This is a genomic window from Geobacter sp. FeAm09 (assembly GCF_008330225.1).
Taxonomy (GTDB): Bacteria; Desulfobacterota; Desulfuromonadia; order Geobacterales; family Pseudopelobacteraceae; genus Oryzomonas.
The window spans coordinates 1,048,905-1,066,015 of the sequence record NZ_CP042466.1; the positions used below are offsets into that span (position 1 = coordinate 1,048,905).

Consider the following 17,111-nt stretch of genomic DNA (forward strand, 5'->3'; position numbering starts at 1 on the left):
AAGCCGGCCGCCGGCACGGGGCGGTCAGCCGTGGGGCAGTTCCCGGGCGAAGCGCCCGTAGGCGGCGTCGGTCGTGAGGATATGGCCGGTCAGCCAGCCGTGGAGGAACTGCAGTACCTCAAGGGAAAGGTGGGCCTCCCCTCGGCGAAACCCCTCCCTGAGCTCCGCCACCCGGTCGCAGAACCGCTGGTGTTCTTCCCGGTGGGGCGCCAGGCCGGGGTACTGGTGGGCCTCCATCCAATATTCCTCGGCGGCGAAGTGGTAGGTGGCATAGTCGGACAATTCGTCCAGGACCGCCTCGATCTCGTCCCGCTCCGCCTTGTAGGCAAAGCCGTCGAAGGCCAGGTTGATCAGGTCCACCAGGTGTTTGTGATGCTCGTCGAACTCATGGATGCCGAGCTCGAAATCCGGGTCCCATTGCATGAAGGTCATCTGATCGCTCCCCGGCACGTTCGCTTCGTCCGTACCAGTATCCCAAAAATTCGCCGGTTGGCAAGGCCTGCCCCGGTTTTTCCGCCACCGTGCCCCGCCCGACTCGTCGCAGGGAGCGCGGGCACGAACTCGCTGCCGGGGCGGTACGCCCGGTTCCCCGCGTTGTGCGGCGCGTACCTTTGTATACATCGGCAGGCGGTGCGCAAACTTTAAGGCGCGGCTTCCCGTCCCCTTCCCGTGGCCCCCTCCGGTCCCGCACGAACCTCTCCCGCTCCCCCCGGCCTTCACTATTGTGTTGACGTATACGAAATTTTCCCTATAATTTTCTTGAAAAATTTTAATCATCATCGGCACGTTCCACTGGCCGGCACAGGCAACGTTACGAGCGGAGGCGATCGAACCACATGCCCGAAGTCACCCCCCCGACATCCGGTATGATCGCGCCCCGCGGCGCTTCCTTCCGCCGGTTCGCGGCCGGTGTCCTGCTCCTCAACCTGTTCGTGGCCGGGCTGGCCGGATTTTCCCTCTATCATAGCCACCGGCAGTACGAAGTCCGCGCCGCCATTCAGACCCAGAACCTGGCCCAGTCCCTCAGTCTGACCATAGCCGGCATTGTGGACAAAACCGGCATCGCCCTGCTGTCGGTACAGCGGGAGCGGGAACGGCAGCTCGGAAAGGGCACCGCCTCCGGCCCGTACCTGGACGACTACATCCTGGCCCAGCGCCTGCTCATCCCCGAGTTGGACGGCCTGCGGGTCACGGACGCCCGGGGCGCGTTCATCCATGGGGACAAGATCCTGTCGGGCCCCGACACCCGGGTGAAGGACCGAAGCTACTTCATCAAGGCCCAAAGCGACCCCCGGGCCGGCCTGATCATCTCCGAGCCGCTGTTCGGGCGCTCCTCCCACAAGTGGGTGGTCAACATCGCCCGACGCATCGACAACCCGGACGGCAGTTTCGCCGGCGTGGTGGTCGGTGCCATCTCCCTGGACTACCTGATGCGGCTCTTTGCCACGTTCGACGTGGGCCGCCACGGGGTCCTCAACCTGCGGGACGGGGCGCTCCACGTCGTCATCCGCTACCCGGAGCCGCGCAGCATCGGCAGCACGGCGGTGTCCAAAGAGCTGCGGGCCCTGGTCCGGAGCGGACAGACCGTGGGGACGTACCGGACCAGGGGGAGCGTGGACCCGGTGGAACGCACCATCTCCTTCCGCAAGGTTACCGACTATCCCCTCTACGTCGCGGCCGGTCTCGCCGCCGCCGACTACCTGGCTCCCTGGCGCCGCGAGGCCAGGGTCATGGCGTTTCTGGTGGCTGTTTTCGTGGCGGGATCGTGCCTGGCTGCCCGGCTGATCCAGCGCAACCGCGCGCGCGAGGCGGCGGCCAGGGGTGAGCTGCTCCGGCATCGGGAACTGCTGGAAGCGACGGTGCACGAGCGGACCGCCCAACTGGAGGCGGGCAACGCCCTCCTGGCCCAGGAGATCGTCCTGCGGAAGCAGGTGGAGGCGGAGCTGAAGAAGGCGGCCATCATCATGGACCGCATGGCGGACGCCGTGGCGTGGGTCGCCCCGGATGGGCGGTTCCTGTACGTGAACGACGCCGCCTGCCGGATGTACGGTCTCAGCCGTGACGAGATGCTCTCTCTGACGGTGCCCGAAATCAGCCTGACGTTAAACAATCCCGAGGCGTGGCAGCATCTGATGGACTATCTGCGGCGGGAAGGGTATCGGCATTTCGAGGCCGAGGCCGCGACCCGGGACGGCCGCCGCTTTCCCGTGGAGATCACCGCCAACTACCTCAACATCGACGGCCGGGAGTACAACTGCACCATCCTGCGGGACATCTCGGAGCGCCGGGAGGCGGAGGCCGAGAAACAGGCGCTGACGCTCCAGTTGAGCCACTCCCAGAAGATCGAGTCCATCGGCCGTCTGGCCGGGGGGATCGCCCACGACTTCAACAACCTGCTGACGCCGATCCTGGGGTATGCCGAGTTGCTGAAGAACCGGTTTCCCGCCGACAGCCGGGATGCCGCCCGGGTGGAGCGGATCGCCCAGGCGGCCGGCAAGGCCAAGATCCTCACCCAGCAGCTTTTGAGCTTCGGGCGCAAGCAGATCCTGGAGATGAAGACCATCGACCTGAACAACGTGGTGGCCTCGTTCTACGAGATCCTGCGCCGCACCATCCGGGAGAACATCGCCATCCGGCTCCACCTGGCGGAGACCGCCTCCGGCATCCGCGCCGACCGCAACCAGTTGGAGCAGATCATCATGAACCTGGCGGTCAACGCCCAGGACGCCATCGCCGACCGGGGCGTCATTACCATCGAGACGGCCCCGGTAATCCTGGACGACGAATACGTCCGCCAGCACGAGGGGCTCGCGCCGGGACCGTACCTGCTGTTGGCCTTCAGCGACAGCGGCGCCGGCATGGACCGGGATACCCTTGCCCATGTCTTCGAACCGTTTTTCACCACCAAGGACGTGGGCAAGGGGTCGGGCCTGGGGCTGGCCACGGTCTACGGCCTGGTGAGGCAGCACGGGGGGCATGTGGCGGTGTTCAGCGAGGAGGGGGAGGGAACGACCTTCAAGATCTACTTCCCGGCGGTGGCGGGGGAACTGTCCCGGGAGGCGGCGGTGGCGGAGGAGTTCGCGGAGGTGGACGTGGCCGGCTGCACCATCCTTCTGGTTGAGGACAACGACATGGTGCGCAACCTGGTCAGCGATCTGCTGGAGAGCCGCGGCTGCCGGCTGATCGTGGCCGAGGGACCCCGCCAGGCCCTGGAGCTGAGCGCCGGGCGGGAACTGGACCTGCTGCTCACCGATGTGGTCATGCCCGACATGAACGGCCCGGAGCTGAGCGCAAAGCTGCGGCCGGGCCATCCGGGACTGCGGACCCTCTACATGTCGGGCTACACCGACAACGCCATCGTGCACCACGGCGTGCTGGACGAGGGGGTCAACTTCATCCCCAAGCCGTTCACCGCCCGGGATCTCATGAGAAAGATCGACACCATCCTGAACGGGCCGGTCGGAGAGGGGCCCGCCGCCTGATCCCGCCGCCCGCCACGGCCGATTGCCGGCCCCGGTCCTGCCTCCCCCCCACTATTCTGTTGACGGTTGCGAATTATCGTTTATAATTAATTGCAAATTTTTAATAAAATCAATCAGATTGGCCGCGCCTCCGGCGGCCGCCGCCGACTGGAGGCCGTCCACCGAAATGCCCGAAGCCGCCCCCCCCATATCCAGTCCGGTTGTCGCCGCCCGAGCCTCCCTACCCTGGCTCGCGGCGAGCGTCCTGCTCATCAACCTGTTCGTGGCCGGACTGGCCGCCTATTCCCTCCAATTAAGCCGCCGGCAGTATGAAAGCCGCGTCGCCATCCAGACCCAGAACCTGGCCCAATCCCTCAACCTGACCATTGCCGGCCTGATCGACAAGGCCGCCCTGACCGCCTTTGCGGCGAAAAAGGAGGCCGAGCGGCAACTCGCGGGCGGCGGCCTGGACGCCCCGGCCATGCGCGCCTATCTCCGCACCCAGCAGGAACGGGTGCCCGAGCTGGAGGACCTGAGGATCGCCAACGCCCGGGGGGAGATCGTCTACGGCCGCCTGCTCTCCCCCGGCGTGACCCCCTCCATCGGCGACCGGAACAGTTTCATCGCCGCCCGCATGAACCCCTGGATCGGCCTGATGGTCACCAAGCCTTACCTGAGCCGCGTCACCGGCAAATGGGCGTTCAGCATCGCCTGGCGCATCGATGACCCGAAAGGGGGCTTCGCGGGCATCGTCTACGGCGTTGTCTCCCTTGAATACCTCACCCGGCTGTTCGCCTCCCTCGACCTGGGAACACACGGCCTCATCGCCCTGCGGGACGCCGACCTGGCCCTCGTGGTGCGTTATCCCGAGCTGCCCGGGGTGAAGAGCAGCACCGGCAGCACCGTGGTGTCGCGGGAGTTTCGGGGGCTGGTGCGGAACGGCCAGGCCTCCGGCACCTACCGGACCGCGGGAAGCCTGGACCCGGTGGCGCGCACCTTTTCCTTCCGCAAGATCGCCAACTATCCCCTCTACGTCACCGCCGGCCTGGCCGTGGACGACTACCTGACGCCCTGGCGCGGGGAAGCGGCCATCACCTGGGCCATGGTGGCCTTCTTCGCGCTCGGTTCCCTGGCGACGGCCCGGCTGCTCTACCGCAACCGCCGGCTCGAGGAGCAGGCCGAGGCGGAGCTGCTCCGGCACCGGGGGCGGCTGGAGGAGATGGTCCGGGAGCGCACCTCCCTGCTGGAAGCGAGAAACGTCCGGCTGGCGGAGGAGATCGACCGGCGCAGGCAGGTGGAGGCGGATTGGCAGAAGTCGGCCATCGTCATGGACCGGATGTCGGACGCCGTCACCTGGATCGGCCCGGACGGCAGGTTCCTGTACGTCAACGACGCCGCCTGCCGCATGAGCGGCTGCGAGCGCCAGGACCTGCTGGCCCGGCAGGTGTGGGACGTCTCCAGCCATTACACCCTCGAGACCTGGCAACTCCATTGGGAACGGCTGCGCCGGGAGGGGTTCATCAGTTTCGAGACCGTGACCCAGACCCGGGACGGCCGCCGTTTTCCCATCGAGATCTCGGCCAATTACCTCAATATCGACGGCCAGGAATACGACTGCGCCATCGTGCGGGACATCTCGGAGCGCCGCGAGGCGGAGGACGAGCGGCAGGCGCTCATGATCCAGTTGAGCCAGTCCCAGAAGATCGAGTCCATCGGCCGCCTGGCCGGGGGGCTCTCCCACGACTTCAACAACCTGCTGACGCCGATCCTGGGGTATGCCGAACTGCTGAAGAACCGCCTGCCGGCCGACAGCCGGGACGGGGAGCGGGTGGACCGGATCATGGAAGCGGCCGACAAGGCCCGGGTCCTCACCCAGCAGCTTTTGAGCTTCAGCCGCAAGCAGTTCCTGGAGATGCGCCCGGTGGACCTGAACAACGTCATCGGCTCGTTCTACGAGATCCTGCGCCGCACCATCCGGGAAAACATCGCCATCCGCCTGCGCCTGTCGGAGATTGTCTACGCCATCCGCGCCGACCGGAACCAGTTGGAGCAGATCATCATGAACCTGGCGATCAACGCCCAGGACGCCATCGCCGACCGGGGCGCCATCACCATCGAAACGGCGCCGGTGACCCTGGACGACGAATACGTCCGCCAGCACGCGGGGCTTGCGCCGGGCAGGTACCTGATGCTGGGGGTCAGCGACACCGGGGCCGGCATGGACCGGGAAACCCTCAGCCATATCTTCGAGCCGTTCTTCACCACCAAGGACGTGGGCAAGGGGTCGGGCCTGGGGCTGGCCACGGTCTACGGCCTGGTCCGGCAGCACGGGGGGCATATCGTGGTGTTCAGCGAGGAGGGGGAGGGGACGACCTTCAAGATCTTCTTCCCCCTGGAGGACGACGCGGTGCCGGTGGAAACGGCCAGCGTCGCGGAACTGGCGGAGGTCAACGTGGCCGGCAGCACCATCCTCCTGGTGGAGGACAACGACATGGTGCGCAATCTGGTCCGGGATCTGCTGGACAGTTGCAACTGCCGGCTGATCGTGGCCGAGGGGCCGCTCCAGGCCCTGGCCCTGAGCGCTGGCCGGGAGGTGGACCTGCTGCTCACCGATGTGGTCATGCCCGACATGAACGGCCCGGAGCTGCACGACAAACTGCGGTCGAGCCATCCGGGCCTCAAGGCCATCTACATGTCCGGGTACACCGACAACGCCTTCGCCGCTGCCGGCGCCTCGGACGCGGGGGCCGACTTCATCCAGAAGCCCTTCACCACCCGGGAGCTACTGGGGAGGATCGACGCGATCCTGAACGGGGCTGACGGAGCGGGAGAGGGACGGTAATGGAGTACCTCATCGGGCGGCAGGCCATCGTCAGCCAGGCGGAAGAGATCGTCGCCTACGAACTGCTGTTCCGGTCGCAGGAAGCGCAGGACCGTGCCGAGGTGGAGAGCGCTCTCCGCGCCACCTCACGCACCATCCTGAGTACGCTCTCCGGCTTTGGCACCGGGACCGCCATGGGCAGGCATCGCGGCTTCGTCAACGTGGATGCGGACCTGCTCATGAGCGATAGCCTGGAACTGCTGCCGCCGGAACGGTTCGGCCTGGAGCTCCTGGAGACCATCGCCGTTACCCCGGAAGTGATCGGGCGCTGCCGTGAGCTCAAGGCCAGGGGGTACCTGCTGGCCCTGGACGACCACGAGTACGATCCCCGCTGCCGGGAGCTGTACGAGGGGGTGGTCGACGTCATCAAGATCGATGTCCTGGGACAGGACGGGGACGCCCTGGCGGCGGCGGTGGCACGGTTCCGGCGGTACCCGGTCAAGCTCTTGGCGGAAAAGGTGGACAGCCGGGAGCGCTACCTGGAATGCCGGGAACTTGGCTTCGACCTGTTCCAGGGGTATACTTTCTCCCAGCCGGCCGTCATGAAGAAACGGCGCTGGGACGGTTCGTCCGCCACGGTCTTCAAGCTGATGGGGCAGCTCACGGACGACGCGGAACTGGAGACGGTGGAGCGGACGATCAGGGAAAGCCCGCCGCTCGTCTACAAACTGCTGATCCTGGTGAACTCCATCTCCCTGGGACTGCGGGCAAAGGTCGCCTCCATCCGCCACGCCGTCATGATGATCGGCCTGCACCAGCTCAAGCGCTGGGTGCAACTGGCCATCTTCGCCACGGACGGGGAGGCGTGCCTGGACGACCCGGTGGTGGACCTGGCCGCGGTGCGGGCGGTCTTCATGGAGGAGTTGGTCAGGCTGACCCCCCTGGTGCGCAAAAACCGCCATGCCGCCGACGAGGGGTACCTGGTCGGCATCCTGTCGATCCTCACCAGCGTCTACGACGTACCCATGGAGGAGATCCTGGCGAACCTGCATCTTTCCGACGAGGTCCGGGCCGCCCTGGTGAGCCGGGAAGGGGATTACGGCCTGCTCCTGAGCCTGGTGGAGATGATCGAGAACCTGGAGTTCGAACGCGCCGCGCAACGCCTGGAAACGCTGGAGATACCGCTTCTGGCGGTCCTCGGCTGCCAGAAAAAGGCCTATGGCTGGCGTTTCGGACTATGACACGGCGGGAACCGGGACCCGGGGGAGCGGAAGAGGCCATAAGCGAGGAGGAGCGTCATGCCCGACAGCACCATCCTGATCGTTGACGACGATGAGATGATCCGCGACGTTTCGGCCGCCATGCTGGAGGAACTGGGGTTCGCGACCCTGGCCGCCGCCGACGGCCCGGAGGCCCTGCGCATCTTCCGGGACCGGGGGGACGGCATCGCCCTGGTGCTTCTGGACATGAGCATGCCGGTCATGGACGGCATCGCGGTCTTCAGGGAACTGCGCCGCATCCGGCCGGACGTTCGGGTCATCCTCGCCAGCGGCTACGGCGAACAGGAGGTGGAGGCGTCCCTCGGGGAGATGGGGGTGGACGGTTTCGTCCAGAAGCCGTTCAACCTGGAGGAGTTGGCCGCCGTCGTACGGCGGGTTGCCGGGCGGCAACCATAACTCCGGAGGGATTCCCCCATGTCCCCTGTGCCGCTGTCCGTCAAAACCGTCCTGTTCGCCATCATCGGGCTCGTCGCGCTCCCCTGTGTCGGCATCATCATCCATACCGGGCTGCACCACCGGGACGAGGTCATCGAGGATGCCGGCGCGGAGACCCGGCGGGTGGTGGGACGCATCGTGGCGGAACAGCAGAACCTCACCGCCGCCACGGAGCAGCTCTTGTCCACCCTGGGGCGGCTGCCCGAGGTCGCGGACAAGGACGCGCCCCGGACCGGGGCCATCCTGGCGGGCCTGGTCCAGCTCAACCCCCAGTACGCTAATCTCCTCATCGCCGACACCCTGGGCAACGTCTGGTGCTCGGGCATCCCGGCCCCGCTCCCCCTCTCCATCGCCGACCGCCGCCATTTCAAAAACGCCCTGGCCGGCGGCCGCCTCTCCTCCAGCGAATACCTCATCGGCCGCACCACCAACAGGCCCGCCATCAGCTACGCCTATCCCTACCGTGGCCACAACGGCGCCATCGCCGGGGTCATCGTCGCCACCCTCAACCTGGACTATTACCAGGGCATCGTGGACCAGCTCAAGCTCCCCGACAAGACCGGGCTGCTGCTCGTGGACCACCGGGGGATCATCATCTACGCCAGCCGGGGGGCGAGCCCGAGGATCGGCGTCCCGTTGCGGGCGGACCTGTACCGGCGCATGGTGGGGGGGCGGAGGAGGGGACCGGCAGCATCGACAGCATGGCGGGGGACCGGCGCATCGCCACCTACCGCAAGCTGCGCCTCAGGGGCGAGACGGAGCCCTACCTGTACGTCCGGGTCTCCACCCCCTACCATACGGCCCTGGCTACGGCCGACGCCCGGTTCCTGGGCGACGTGGCCCTGCTGTCGGCCTTTTTGCTCCTGGCGGCCGGGGCCGCCTACCTGGTGGGGACGCACTTCATCATCCGGCGGATCTCGCTCTTGACGGACGCCTCGCGGCGCCTGGCCGAGGGGGAGCGGCACATCCGGGTGGCGGACCTGGTGCGGGGAGGCGAACTGGGGGCCCTGGGGCAGACCTTCGACCACATGGCCGAGCAGCTCGAACTGCGGGAGAGCGCCCTGCGGGACAGTGAAGGGCACCTGCGGGTGCTCTTCGAGTCGTCCCAGGCCGGCATCCTGCTCCTGGACGCCACCGGCACGATCATGGTGGCCAACCGGCGCCTGGCCGAGATGCTGGGGCGCACCCCGGAGGAGTTGACCGGCACCCCCTATTCGGACCACGTCCCGCCGGACCAGCGGCATCTCTGCCGGGAAAACCTGCGCCGGATCATCGACCGGGAGGTGGACGCCTTCAGCACCGAGCGGTGCTACCTGCGGGGGGACGGGGAGGTCTTCTGGGGCTATTTCACCGGCCGCCGCCACGAGGACGGGAACGGAAGGCTCATCGGTCTGGTGGGGCACATCAGCGACATCGGCGACATCAAGCGCGCCGAGGAGGAGCGGCGCAGGATCGAGCAGCAGATGCTGCACGCCCAGAAGCTGGAGGGGTTGGGGGTCCTGGCCGGGGGCATCGCCCACGACTTCAACAACATCCTCATGGCCATCACCGGCAATACTGACCTGGCGCTGATGCGCATCGACAAGGGCTCCCCCTGCGTGGCGAACCTGCGCAGGATCGAGGAGGCCGCCGCCCGGGCCACGGAGCTGGCCGGGCAGATGCTGGCCTACTCGGGGCGGGGCAAGTTCCTCATCGAGCGCATCGACCTGAACCGCATCCTCCGGGAGATGGTCCAGATGCTGGAGGTCTCCATCTCCAAGAAGGCCGCGCTGCGGCTCGACCTGACCCCGGAGCCGGCGGCGGTGGAGGCGGACGCCACCCAGGTGCGCCAGATCGTCATGAACCTGGTGATCAACGCCTCGGAGGCCATGGGCGACCGGGACGGGACGATCGCCGTCGCCACCGGCTGCATGGAGTGCGACGCGGCGTATCTGGACAATCCCTGGCTGAACGAGAACAGGGGACCGGGGGCCTACGCCTGGCTCGAAGTGGCCGACACCGGCTGCGGCATGGACCGGGAGACCATGGCCAGGATCTTCGACCCCTTCTTCACCACCAAGTTCACCGGCCGGGGGCTGGGCATGGCCGCGGTGCTCGGCATCATCCGCGGCCACCGGGGGGCCATCAGGGTCTCCAGCGAGCCGGGACGGGGCACGACCTTCAGGGTGCTCCTGCCCGCCGCCGGCCAGCCGGGGGAACGTCCCGTCCCGGAGGCCCCAGCCTTGGGCTGGCGCGGTAGCGGCACGGTCATCCTGGCGGACGACGAGGAGAGTGTGCGGGGCATCGGTACGGAGATGCTGAAAGCGCTGGGATACGTCCCCATCACCGCCGTGGACGGCCGCCAGGCGCTGGAGCTGTGCCGCACCACCCCGGACATCGCCTTCGTCATCCTGGACCTGACTATGCCGAACATGGACGGGGAACAGTGCTTCCGGGAGATCAGGCGCCTTGTCCCCGGCATGCGGGTGATCGTCTCCAGCGGCTATAACGAGCAGGAGGTGGCTCCCCGGTTCGCCGGCAAGGGGCTGGACGGCTTCATCCAGAAGCCCTACACCCTGGCCGCCCTCCGAAAGGTCGTATCCAGCCTGGGGGCGGCCTGAATCTCACGGCCGGCCTCCCACCATGCGCAAAAAGCCCCCGGGCGGACCTGGGGGCTTTTTGCGTCGCGGACGTCGTTTGCGGCGGGGTGGAGCGTCAGCCTTTCATCCCGAATAAGCTGATGCCGTCGCCGGTTCCGGGGTTCAGGTCCTTGAGCAGCTTGGTCCCGGCCGCGGTGCCGTCGGTGGTCCAGAGTTCCAGGCCGTGGTCGGCGTCAGAGGCGCTCAGGAGCAGGGTCGTGAAGTTTCCGTACAGGTATGACGTATTGGACATGCTGGCAAAGACCTGGATTGCCACGGCGCCTGAACTGGACGAGCCGGGATAGATGTCCGCCACCATGGCGGTGCCGGCGTCCGTGCCGTCCGTGACCCACAGTTCGGTACCGTGGACGCCGTCGTCGGCATTGAAATAGAGCTTGCCGTTGAAGATCGTAAAACTGTCGGGGTACGAACTGGCGCCTGCGGTGGCGGTGTTGATATCCTTCAGCATGACGGTGCCCGCCTCGGTGCCGTCGCTTACCCACAACTCATAGCCATGGGTGCCGTCGGTGGCGTCAAAATAGAGTTTGCCGTTGAATACCGTAAAACTGTCGGGGGAGGAACCGGCGCCTGCGGTGGCGGTGTTGATATCCTTCACCATGGTGGTGCCGCTGGCGGTGCCGTCCGTGACCCACAGCTCCGAGCCGTTGACGCCGTCGTCGGCTCTAAAGTAGAGCTTGCCGCCCATGGGCGTAAAGTAGAGGGGGTAGGAACTGGCGCCAGCGGTGGTGTTGATGTCCTTCAGCATGACGGTGCCGTCGGCGGTGCCGTTCGTAACCCACAGCTCATAGCCGTTGACGCCGTCGTTGGCCTGGAAGTAGAGCTTGCCGTTCATGGCGGTAAAACCGCCGGGGTAGGAGCTGGCGCCCGCGCTGCTGGTGTTGATGTCCTTCACCATGGCGGTGCCGGCGGAGGTGCCGTCCGAGGCCCACAGTTCATAGCCGTTGGTGCCGTCGGTAGCGGAGAAATAGAGCTTGCTCCCCATGACCGCCAGAGATCTGGGGTAGGAACTGGCGCCCGCGGTGGTGTTGATGTCCTTCACCATGACGGTGCCGGTGGCGGTGCCGTCGGTCACCCACAGCTCCGTGCCGTTGGTGCCGTCGTTGGCGGCGAAGTAGAGCTTGCCGTTAAAGGCCGTAAGCTCTGCGGGACCGCCGGATATTTGCTTGGCAATCGTTGCGTTCGCTGCCTTGTCCACATTGTTGGCCTGAAAAGTCTTCACCTGGGTGGTGCCGGCGGCGGTGCCGTCGGTGACCCAGAGCCCGTAGTTGGTGCCGTCGCTGGCGAAGAAACAGATCTTGCCGTTCAGGGGGGTAAAACCTATGGGGTTGGAATCGCCGCTGCCCGGATTGATGTCCTTGATCAGGGTGACGGCGCCGTCCTTCACCAGGTACGGTTCGGCGCCGGTGGTGCCGTCGGTCATGGCGACAACGGCGAAGGGGGTGGTTGTCTGCTGGGTCGCGGCATCGTTGCCGCATCCGGCCAGGGCGAAGCAGGCCGCGGCCATGGTCCCGGCAAGGGCCAGGCGAAGAGTCGTGCGCATTACAGTCATCCTCCTTTTGTACGTCTTCTCGGTTTTTTCGGATCGCTTCGCCTGGACACGGCGTCGGGGATAATCCGTTGTTTTCGTTTTTTACTCTGAAATGTGCAGAAAATATGTCCGGGGATCCACGGTTTCTGTGTCGGGGTTTTTACGGACAGGGAGTGGGCCAAGATTTTCTCTTTTTGGTTGACATGTTTGTCAATTCGATAACAACATTATCAAAATAATAAGGAACGATTCGTTTCGAGAAATAAAAAATCCATAATTGCGAGCGGTTACGTGCAAGTCACCATTGGTACGTTCCTTGCTCTCATGAAAAAGCAGACGCCTCTTCCGGGGCACCCGTCCCGGGGAGGCCGTTGTCGGTTGTCATGCGCAGAAGCGGCGCCACCGCAGCCAGTTCTGCGTTACGGAAGGCCCGTGGAGTCCCTCTCTCTTCCTTCACGGGCTTTTTCGCTTGTACGTAGCTCTCCCGCTCCGAACCGGGGCTGGGAGGCTCTTGCCGGTTTCCGATTCGGACATGTGGACTTTCGACCCGACCATCCGGCCCCTGCGGGAGCCGTGGCGGTCCGACCGCTCTGCGTGTTGTCGCCCAGGCCTGGAGACCATGGGACTGCCGGAGGCGTGTTGCGACACCCTCCCCATGCACGCCCGAAGGTTGATGCCGCAAGGGCGGAAAGTCCCATTCCGAACGGAAGTTACGTCAGGCCGGATGCGGGACCGTCCCGGTCCGGACCGCGCGGCAACGACCATCGCCCCGATCCCACGCCATGCCTCAATGACGAGGCGCCTCAGCCTTGCAAGCGACGAACCGCGCGGAAGATGTTTTTCCTGCGGCGTCACGGTCACGGATTCGTGGAACACATGAGTAAAAATAAATTATAATGACGTTGAATATGATGGTGCACCTATGTTATAGAGCAACTTGTTGCTACTTGAATAATATGTAAACAATGTTGCTAAGCAAATATCATATATAGTATTGGTTGTTGTGAACCTGTATCAGCGATACATAGTAACAATTTTATAAAAATAGAGTTCATCGAACAGGCAAAACCAGGGCAACCTGGCGACGCAAAGCTACCTGTCCAATCACTGGTTGGATAGAGGGGCCGCCGAAATGACACAAGTATAGTTATTGTGACAAGGCCCGCTTTTACCCAAAAGTCGGGCCTTGTTTGTAACATGACCGTATCTGGGCAACATTCCTGTTGCCGGTGCCGATAAGAGACAAAACAGAGAACCGATGATCCCCTCGCCCCTTCCGGCCCCGCGGGTCATGCCGCCAAGGGGGGACGTGGCCGTTTTGCGACAGCGTAGCGCTTGATTCGTATGAAACATTACCCCCACAGAGGAGAATGGCATGAAGGATTTGAAGATCGGCACAAAGATGTTACTTGGTTTCGGGATCGTGGCGGTGATCATGATCTGCACCATAACCAGCGGGATCATGCTGCTCAACAGGATCGGGCGGCAATTCGACGAGGCCCAGGCCTTCAACACGGTCAGCGGCTACTCGCAGCAGGTCCAGACCTCCATCTTCGATATCAACGACCTGGTGAAGCAGGTGGCCATGAACAGCGACGAGGCCGACAAGAAGGCGATCCTGGCCAAGATTGCGCAGCGGCGCAAGGTCTACGTGGACAACCTGGAAAAGGTGTCCAAAACCGCGGTGTCGCCCGAGGCGAAGCAGTTGTTCGAGGAGTACAAGAAGACCACGGCCGCCGGCAGGGAGGTCAACAAGCAGTTGATCGAGTATGCCATGCAGAACAAGATGCAGGAGTTCATCGATCTCTACAAGAAGGATTTCGAACGGATCGACACCAACAGCCACGACATGCTCACCAAAATGGCCGAATACAACGACAACCGGGTGAAGGAACTCCTGAAAAGCGCGGATCAGAGCGAGCGGCAGGCCAAGATCATGTTCGGCCTCTTCGGGCTGGCCTCGGTCATCATCAGCGTCCTGATCGCCGTCACCCTGACCCGCAGCGTGACCCGGCCCATCGGGGAATGCGTCGCCGTGGCCAACTCCCTGGCTGCCGGCGACCTGACCATGGAGGTGCGGGCCCAGGCCAAGGATGAAACCGGCCAACTGATGGCGGCCATGGGCAATATGGTGGCGACCCTGCGGGACGTCATGGGGAGGGCGAACGCCACTTCCAGCCAACTGGCGGCCGCCGCGGTGCAACTGGAGTCCACCGCCGAGCAGATCGCCACCGGCGCCGAGGAGGTCGCCTCCCAGGCCGGGACCGTGGCCACCGCCAGCGAGGAGATGTCCCACACCAGCACCGACATCGCCCGCAACTGCACCATGGCCGCCGACGCCTCCCACCGGACGGCTGAAACCACCACCACCGGAGCCGCGGTGGTTCAGGAGACCATCACCGGCATGAACATCATCGCGGAGCGGGTGCGCCATACCTCCCAGACCATCGAGACCCTGGGCTCCCGTTCCGAGCAGATCGGCAACATCGTGGGCACCATCGAGGACATCGCCGACCAGACGAACCTGTTGGCCCTGAACGCGGCCATCGAGGCGGCCCGGGCCGGGGAGCAGGGGCGCGGTTTCGCCGTGGTGGCCGACGAGGTGCGGGCCCTGGCCGAGCGGACCACCACGGCGACCAAGGAGATCGGCGAGATGATCCGGGCCATTCAGAACGAGACCCAGACCGCCGTGAAATCCATGGACGAAGGGGTGCGCGAGGTGGAGAAGGGGGCCACGTCCTCCCAGAAATCGGGCCGGGCCCTGGAGGAGATCCTGAACCAGATCAACGAGGTCACCATGCAGATCAACCAGATCGCCACGGCGTCGGAGGAACAGACCGCCACCACCAACGAGGTGACCATGAACATCCAGCAGATCACGGCGGTGGTGGCCCAGACCGCCCGGGGCGCCGAGGAGACCGCCGGGGCCGCCTCAAGCTTAAGCCAGCTCGCCCAGGAGTTGCAGACCCTGGTCCGGCGGTTCAAGCTGGCGTAGGCGCCGGTTCCCGCATCCATGCACCCAGCGGCACCCGGACTTGGTCCGGGTGCCGTTTTTTCGTGTTAAATCATGGGGATATGTGGCGTGCACCAAGAGTGTTACTTTTTTTAACACTTTGGAATTACATTGAAAGTTACGGTTTGCTGATGTAGAAGGGAGGTGGGGAGCATTGGGCCGGGGACCGCCCGGTCCGTCAGCACGGCGCGAACAGCTCCGCAACCCCGGTCCGGTACAGCCTGCTGATGCAGACGATGCCGACTGCGGTAAGGGCCAGGATCGCGGCCGAGTACGCCGTGAGGAATTTCTTTTCGAAGATGGTCAGGATGCCGCTTTTCATCGTGTTCTCCTTGGCTGGGGATGCGTGCCGCACGAGCGGCTGTGCCCATGGGGCGCACTCCCCGGGTTTCTTGTTATTTTTGTTGCGGGGAGCGTGCCAATTGAAGGTTGCACGTAATTACAGTGGGTTACGGCATGGGTGGCGAGGGTGGCTGTATCATTTGGAAACAGTCCGGCTCGTTGTGTGCCGTTTGGGGACAGGAAGGGAAGTGGGAGCGGTTGCCGCACCCGCCTGGACGGTGGGGTAAAGCAGATAATGACCATGCGTCAGCAGTATTTGCACCAGCATATCTCTAGGTAGGAGATATCGAATGAATTGCCGTCAACACGCTGTTCACCGGGTTGTCATCGTCGCTATGTTGCTCACCGCTGTTTGCTGTTTGGCTTCCTGCAAGAAAAAGGAGGAAGCGGCCCCGGCTAGCGCCCCCGTGATAGCAGGGAGCCCCGCACCCAAGGGAGAGACCGCGCCGCAGGAGAGGAAACGCAAGATCATCCTCAATCACTCGGTCAATGTGGAGGTAAGGGATTGCAAGGCCGCCCTGGATGCGTTGACGAAGCTCACAGAAGCGAACGGCGGGTATGTTTTCAAGAGCAGCCGCAATAGCCATGATGGTGGCTCCCGTTGGGGCAGTGCGGGGATACGGGTGCCGGTCGGCAAGGTTGGCGGCGTCCTGGCGGGTATTCGCGGACTTGGAAAAGTGGACAACGAAAGTTCAACTGCCGAGGACATCACGGAAGGATACATTGACCTGGAGGCCCGGCTCAAGATCACCAAGCTGTCCGAGGCCCGTCTTTCGGAGCTGTATCGGAAGGCTGGAAAACTCTCCGACGTGCTGGAGGTTGAAAAGGAGTTGACGCGGGTCAGGGGCGATATCGAGGCCTTTGAGGCGAAGAAAAGGAACTGGGATCAACTGACGGAACTGGTGACCATCGAAGTCAGCCTAAGCGAGAGTTCCAGCGGCATGCCTTCGGGAAACCGGATAATGTACCCGATAAGAACGGCTGTCGGTGGGGCTGTGACCGCCTTTGTGGACTCGCTTCATGCCCTTATTGTCTTTCTCGGTGCGATTATCCCGTGGGCGGCGATCTTTGGTCCGCTGGCATACTTCACTGTTCGCAGGCTTCTGAAGAAATTGAGCGGTAAGTGGTTGGAATCACAAGATGGTGGGGTGGGCGAGGACCACTTGCCGTAAGGTTGTTGACAAAAAAGGCTTCCTTGATGAAGGTACAGATGAGCCGCTTTGAGGCTTCAAAACAAAAGACTATCGTCATTGTGGGCATTGTGTTTCTACTGTTGATCGGTCTGCTTTATGATGCGTCTAATGGCTTCTATGTGTTGAAGCATTCAAGGTCCATGTACGGCATGGCTTTTGGATTATCACTGACCGCCTTCTTTGCCGGTCTCGGGGAGTCTCTGTCAAATTATATTGAAGCAAAGGACAAGGTTTCTCATCCGCTCCCCAAGAGAGTTTTTTATTTACTTCTGCTGTTGGCGGCTCTGGCTGCTGTTGGTTTTTTGTATTGGTTCGCATGCACGTACTCCGGCATCGTGGAAATCTGACGAGGCACTGGCGCGGTCAAGCGCCGTAGTGGTTGGAGATTATGAAATGAAA

Annotated in this window: 12 protein-coding genes and 1 riboswitch; of the genes, 9 read left to right on the plus strand and 3 right to left on the minus strand. The window is 64.0% G+C overall.

Annotation, left to right across the window (positions count from 1 at the left end; all coding sequences use genetic code 11):
- Positions 1-24 precede the first annotated feature (24 nt).
- Entirely contained in the window at positions 25-432 is a 408-nt protein-coding gene (locus tag FO488_RS04840) for a bacteriohemerythrin (RefSeq protein ID WP_149209508.1), read from the minus strand.
- Between the two features lie 404 nt (positions 433-836).
- Between FO488_RS04840 and FO488_RS04845 the strand changes: the two genes are divergently transcribed.
- The 6 genes from FO488_RS04845 to FO488_RS04870 all read left to right on the plus strand — a co-directional run bounded on the left by FO488_RS04845 (position 837) and on the right by FO488_RS04870 (position 10,597).
- Positions 837-3,482 (plus strand): hybrid sensor histidine kinase/response regulator, encoded by a 2,646-nt coding sequence (locus tag FO488_RS04845; protein ID WP_149209509.1) that lies wholly within the window; start codon positions 837-839, stop codon positions 3,480-3,482.
- Between the two features lie 166 nt (positions 3,483-3,648).
- The gene (locus FO488_RS04850) at positions 3,649-6,303 is read left to right on the plus strand and encodes a hybrid sensor histidine kinase/response regulator (RefSeq protein ID WP_149209510.1); all 2,655 of its coding nucleotides are present in this window, start codon (positions 3,649-3,651) and stop codon (positions 6,301-6,303) included.
- Complete coding sequence (locus tag FO488_RS04855) at positions 6,303-7,523, plus strand: EAL and HDOD domain-containing protein (RefSeq protein ID WP_149209511.1); 1,221 nt, start codon at positions 6,303-6,305, stop codon at positions 7,521-7,523. Before FO488_RS04850 ends, FO488_RS04855 begins: the two co-directional genes overlap by 1 nt.
- A gap of 57 nt (positions 7,524-7,580) precedes the next feature.
- Complete coding sequence (locus FO488_RS04860; RefSeq protein ID WP_149209512.1) at positions 7,581-7,958, plus strand: response regulator; 378 nt, start codon at positions 7,581-7,583, stop codon at positions 7,956-7,958.
- Positions 7,959-7,976: 18 nt separating this feature from the next.
- Positions 7,977-8,924 carry a cache domain-containing protein gene (locus tag FO488_RS19855; protein ID WP_149209513.1) on the plus strand — a complete coding sequence of 316 codons (948 nt, stop codon included), beginning with the start codon at positions 7,977-7,979 and terminating at the stop codon, positions 8,922-8,924.
- Positions 8,885-10,597 carry a PAS domain S-box protein gene (locus FO488_RS04870; protein WP_240732249.1) on the plus strand — a complete coding sequence of 571 codons (1,713 nt, stop codon included), beginning with the start codon at positions 8,885-8,887 and terminating at the stop codon, positions 10,595-10,597. The genes FO488_RS19855 and FO488_RS04870 overlap by 40 nt, the downstream gene beginning before the upstream one ends.
- Positions 10,598-10,691: 94 nt before the next feature.
- On the opposite strand, the gene FO488_RS04875 is transcribed toward FO488_RS04870, so the two are convergent.
- Positions 10,692-12,176, minus strand: coding sequence for an ELWxxDGT repeat protein (locus FO488_RS04875; protein WP_168205895.1), 1,485 nt, complete (start codon positions 12,174-12,176; stop codon positions 10,692-10,694).
- A 1,039-nt stretch (positions 12,177-13,215) separates the two neighbouring features.
- A riboswitch (cyclic di-GMP riboswitch) is annotated at positions 13,216-13,296 on the plus strand.
- 243 nt (positions 13,297-13,539) lie between these two features.
- On the opposite strand from FO488_RS04875, the gene FO488_RS04880 reads away from it, so the two are divergent.
- Positions 13,540-15,159 carry a methyl-accepting chemotaxis protein gene (locus FO488_RS04880; protein ID WP_149209516.1) on the plus strand — a complete coding sequence of 540 codons (1,620 nt, stop codon included), beginning with the start codon at positions 13,540-13,542 and terminating at the stop codon, positions 15,157-15,159.
- 196 nt (positions 15,160-15,355) lie between these two features.
- Here the strand turns inward: FO488_RS04880 and FO488_RS19335 are convergent, their stop codons facing one another.
- Complete coding sequence (locus tag FO488_RS19335; RefSeq protein WP_168205896.1) at positions 15,356-15,499, minus strand: hypothetical protein; 144 nt, start codon at positions 15,497-15,499, stop codon at positions 15,356-15,358.
- A gap of 310 nt (positions 15,500-15,809) precedes the next feature.
- Between FO488_RS19335 and FO488_RS04885 the strand changes: the two genes are divergently transcribed.
- Together FO488_RS04885 and FO488_RS04890 are read left to right on the plus strand one after the other, a co-directional pair.
- Positions 15,810-16,691: a DUF4349 domain-containing protein gene (locus FO488_RS04885; protein ID WP_149209517.1), complete on the plus strand. Its 882-nt coding sequence runs from the start codon at positions 15,810-15,812 to the stop codon at positions 16,689-16,691.
- Positions 16,692-16,717: 26 nt separating this feature from the next.
- On the plus strand, positions 16,718-17,059 hold the full coding sequence (locus FO488_RS04890; protein ID WP_149209518.1) for a hypothetical protein: 342 nt from the start codon (positions 16,718-16,720) through the stop codon (positions 17,057-17,059).
- The last annotated feature ends 52 nt before the right edge of the window (positions 17,060-17,111 follow it).

Bases quoted from the DNA above. Each gene is read 5' to 3' on its own strand.
- FO488_RS04840 (WP_149209508.1), bottom strand. From the start codon at position 432: ATGACCTTCATGCAATGGGACCCGGATTTCGAGCTCGGCATCCATGAG.
- FO488_RS04845 (WP_149209509.1), top strand. From the start codon at position 837: ATGCCCGAAGTCACCCCCCCGACATCCGGTATGATCGCGCCCCGCGGC.
- FO488_RS04850 (WP_149209510.1), top strand. From the start codon at position 3,649: ATGCCCGAAGCCGCCCCCCCCATATCCAGTCCGGTTGTCGCCGCCCGA.
- FO488_RS04855 (WP_149209511.1), top strand. From the start codon at position 6,303: ATGGAGTACCTCATCGGGCGGCAGGCCATCGTCAGCCAGGCGGAAGAG.
- FO488_RS04860 (WP_149209512.1), top strand. From the start codon at position 7,581: ATGCCCGACAGCACCATCCTGATCGTTGACGACGATGAGATGATCCGC.
- FO488_RS19855 (WP_149209513.1), top strand. From the start codon at position 7,977: ATGTCCCCTGTGCCGCTGTCCGTCAAAACCGTCCTGTTCGCCATCATC.
- FO488_RS04875 (WP_168205895.1), bottom strand. From the start codon at position 12,176: ATGCGCACGACTCTTCGCCTGGCCCTTGCCGGGACCATGGCCGCGGCC.
- FO488_RS04880 (WP_149209516.1), top strand. From the start codon at position 13,540: ATGAAGGATTTGAAGATCGGCACAAAGATGTTACTTGGTTTCGGGATC.
- FO488_RS19335 (WP_168205896.1), bottom strand. From the start codon at position 15,499: ATGAAAAGCGGCATCCTGACCATCTTCGAAAAGAAATTCCTCACGGCG.
- FO488_RS04885 (WP_149209517.1), top strand. From the start codon at position 15,810: ATGAATTGCCGTCAACACGCTGTTCACCGGGTTGTCATCGTCGCTATG.
- FO488_RS04890 (WP_149209518.1), top strand. From the start codon at position 16,718: ATGAAGGTACAGATGAGCCGCTTTGAGGCTTCAAAACAAAAGACTATC.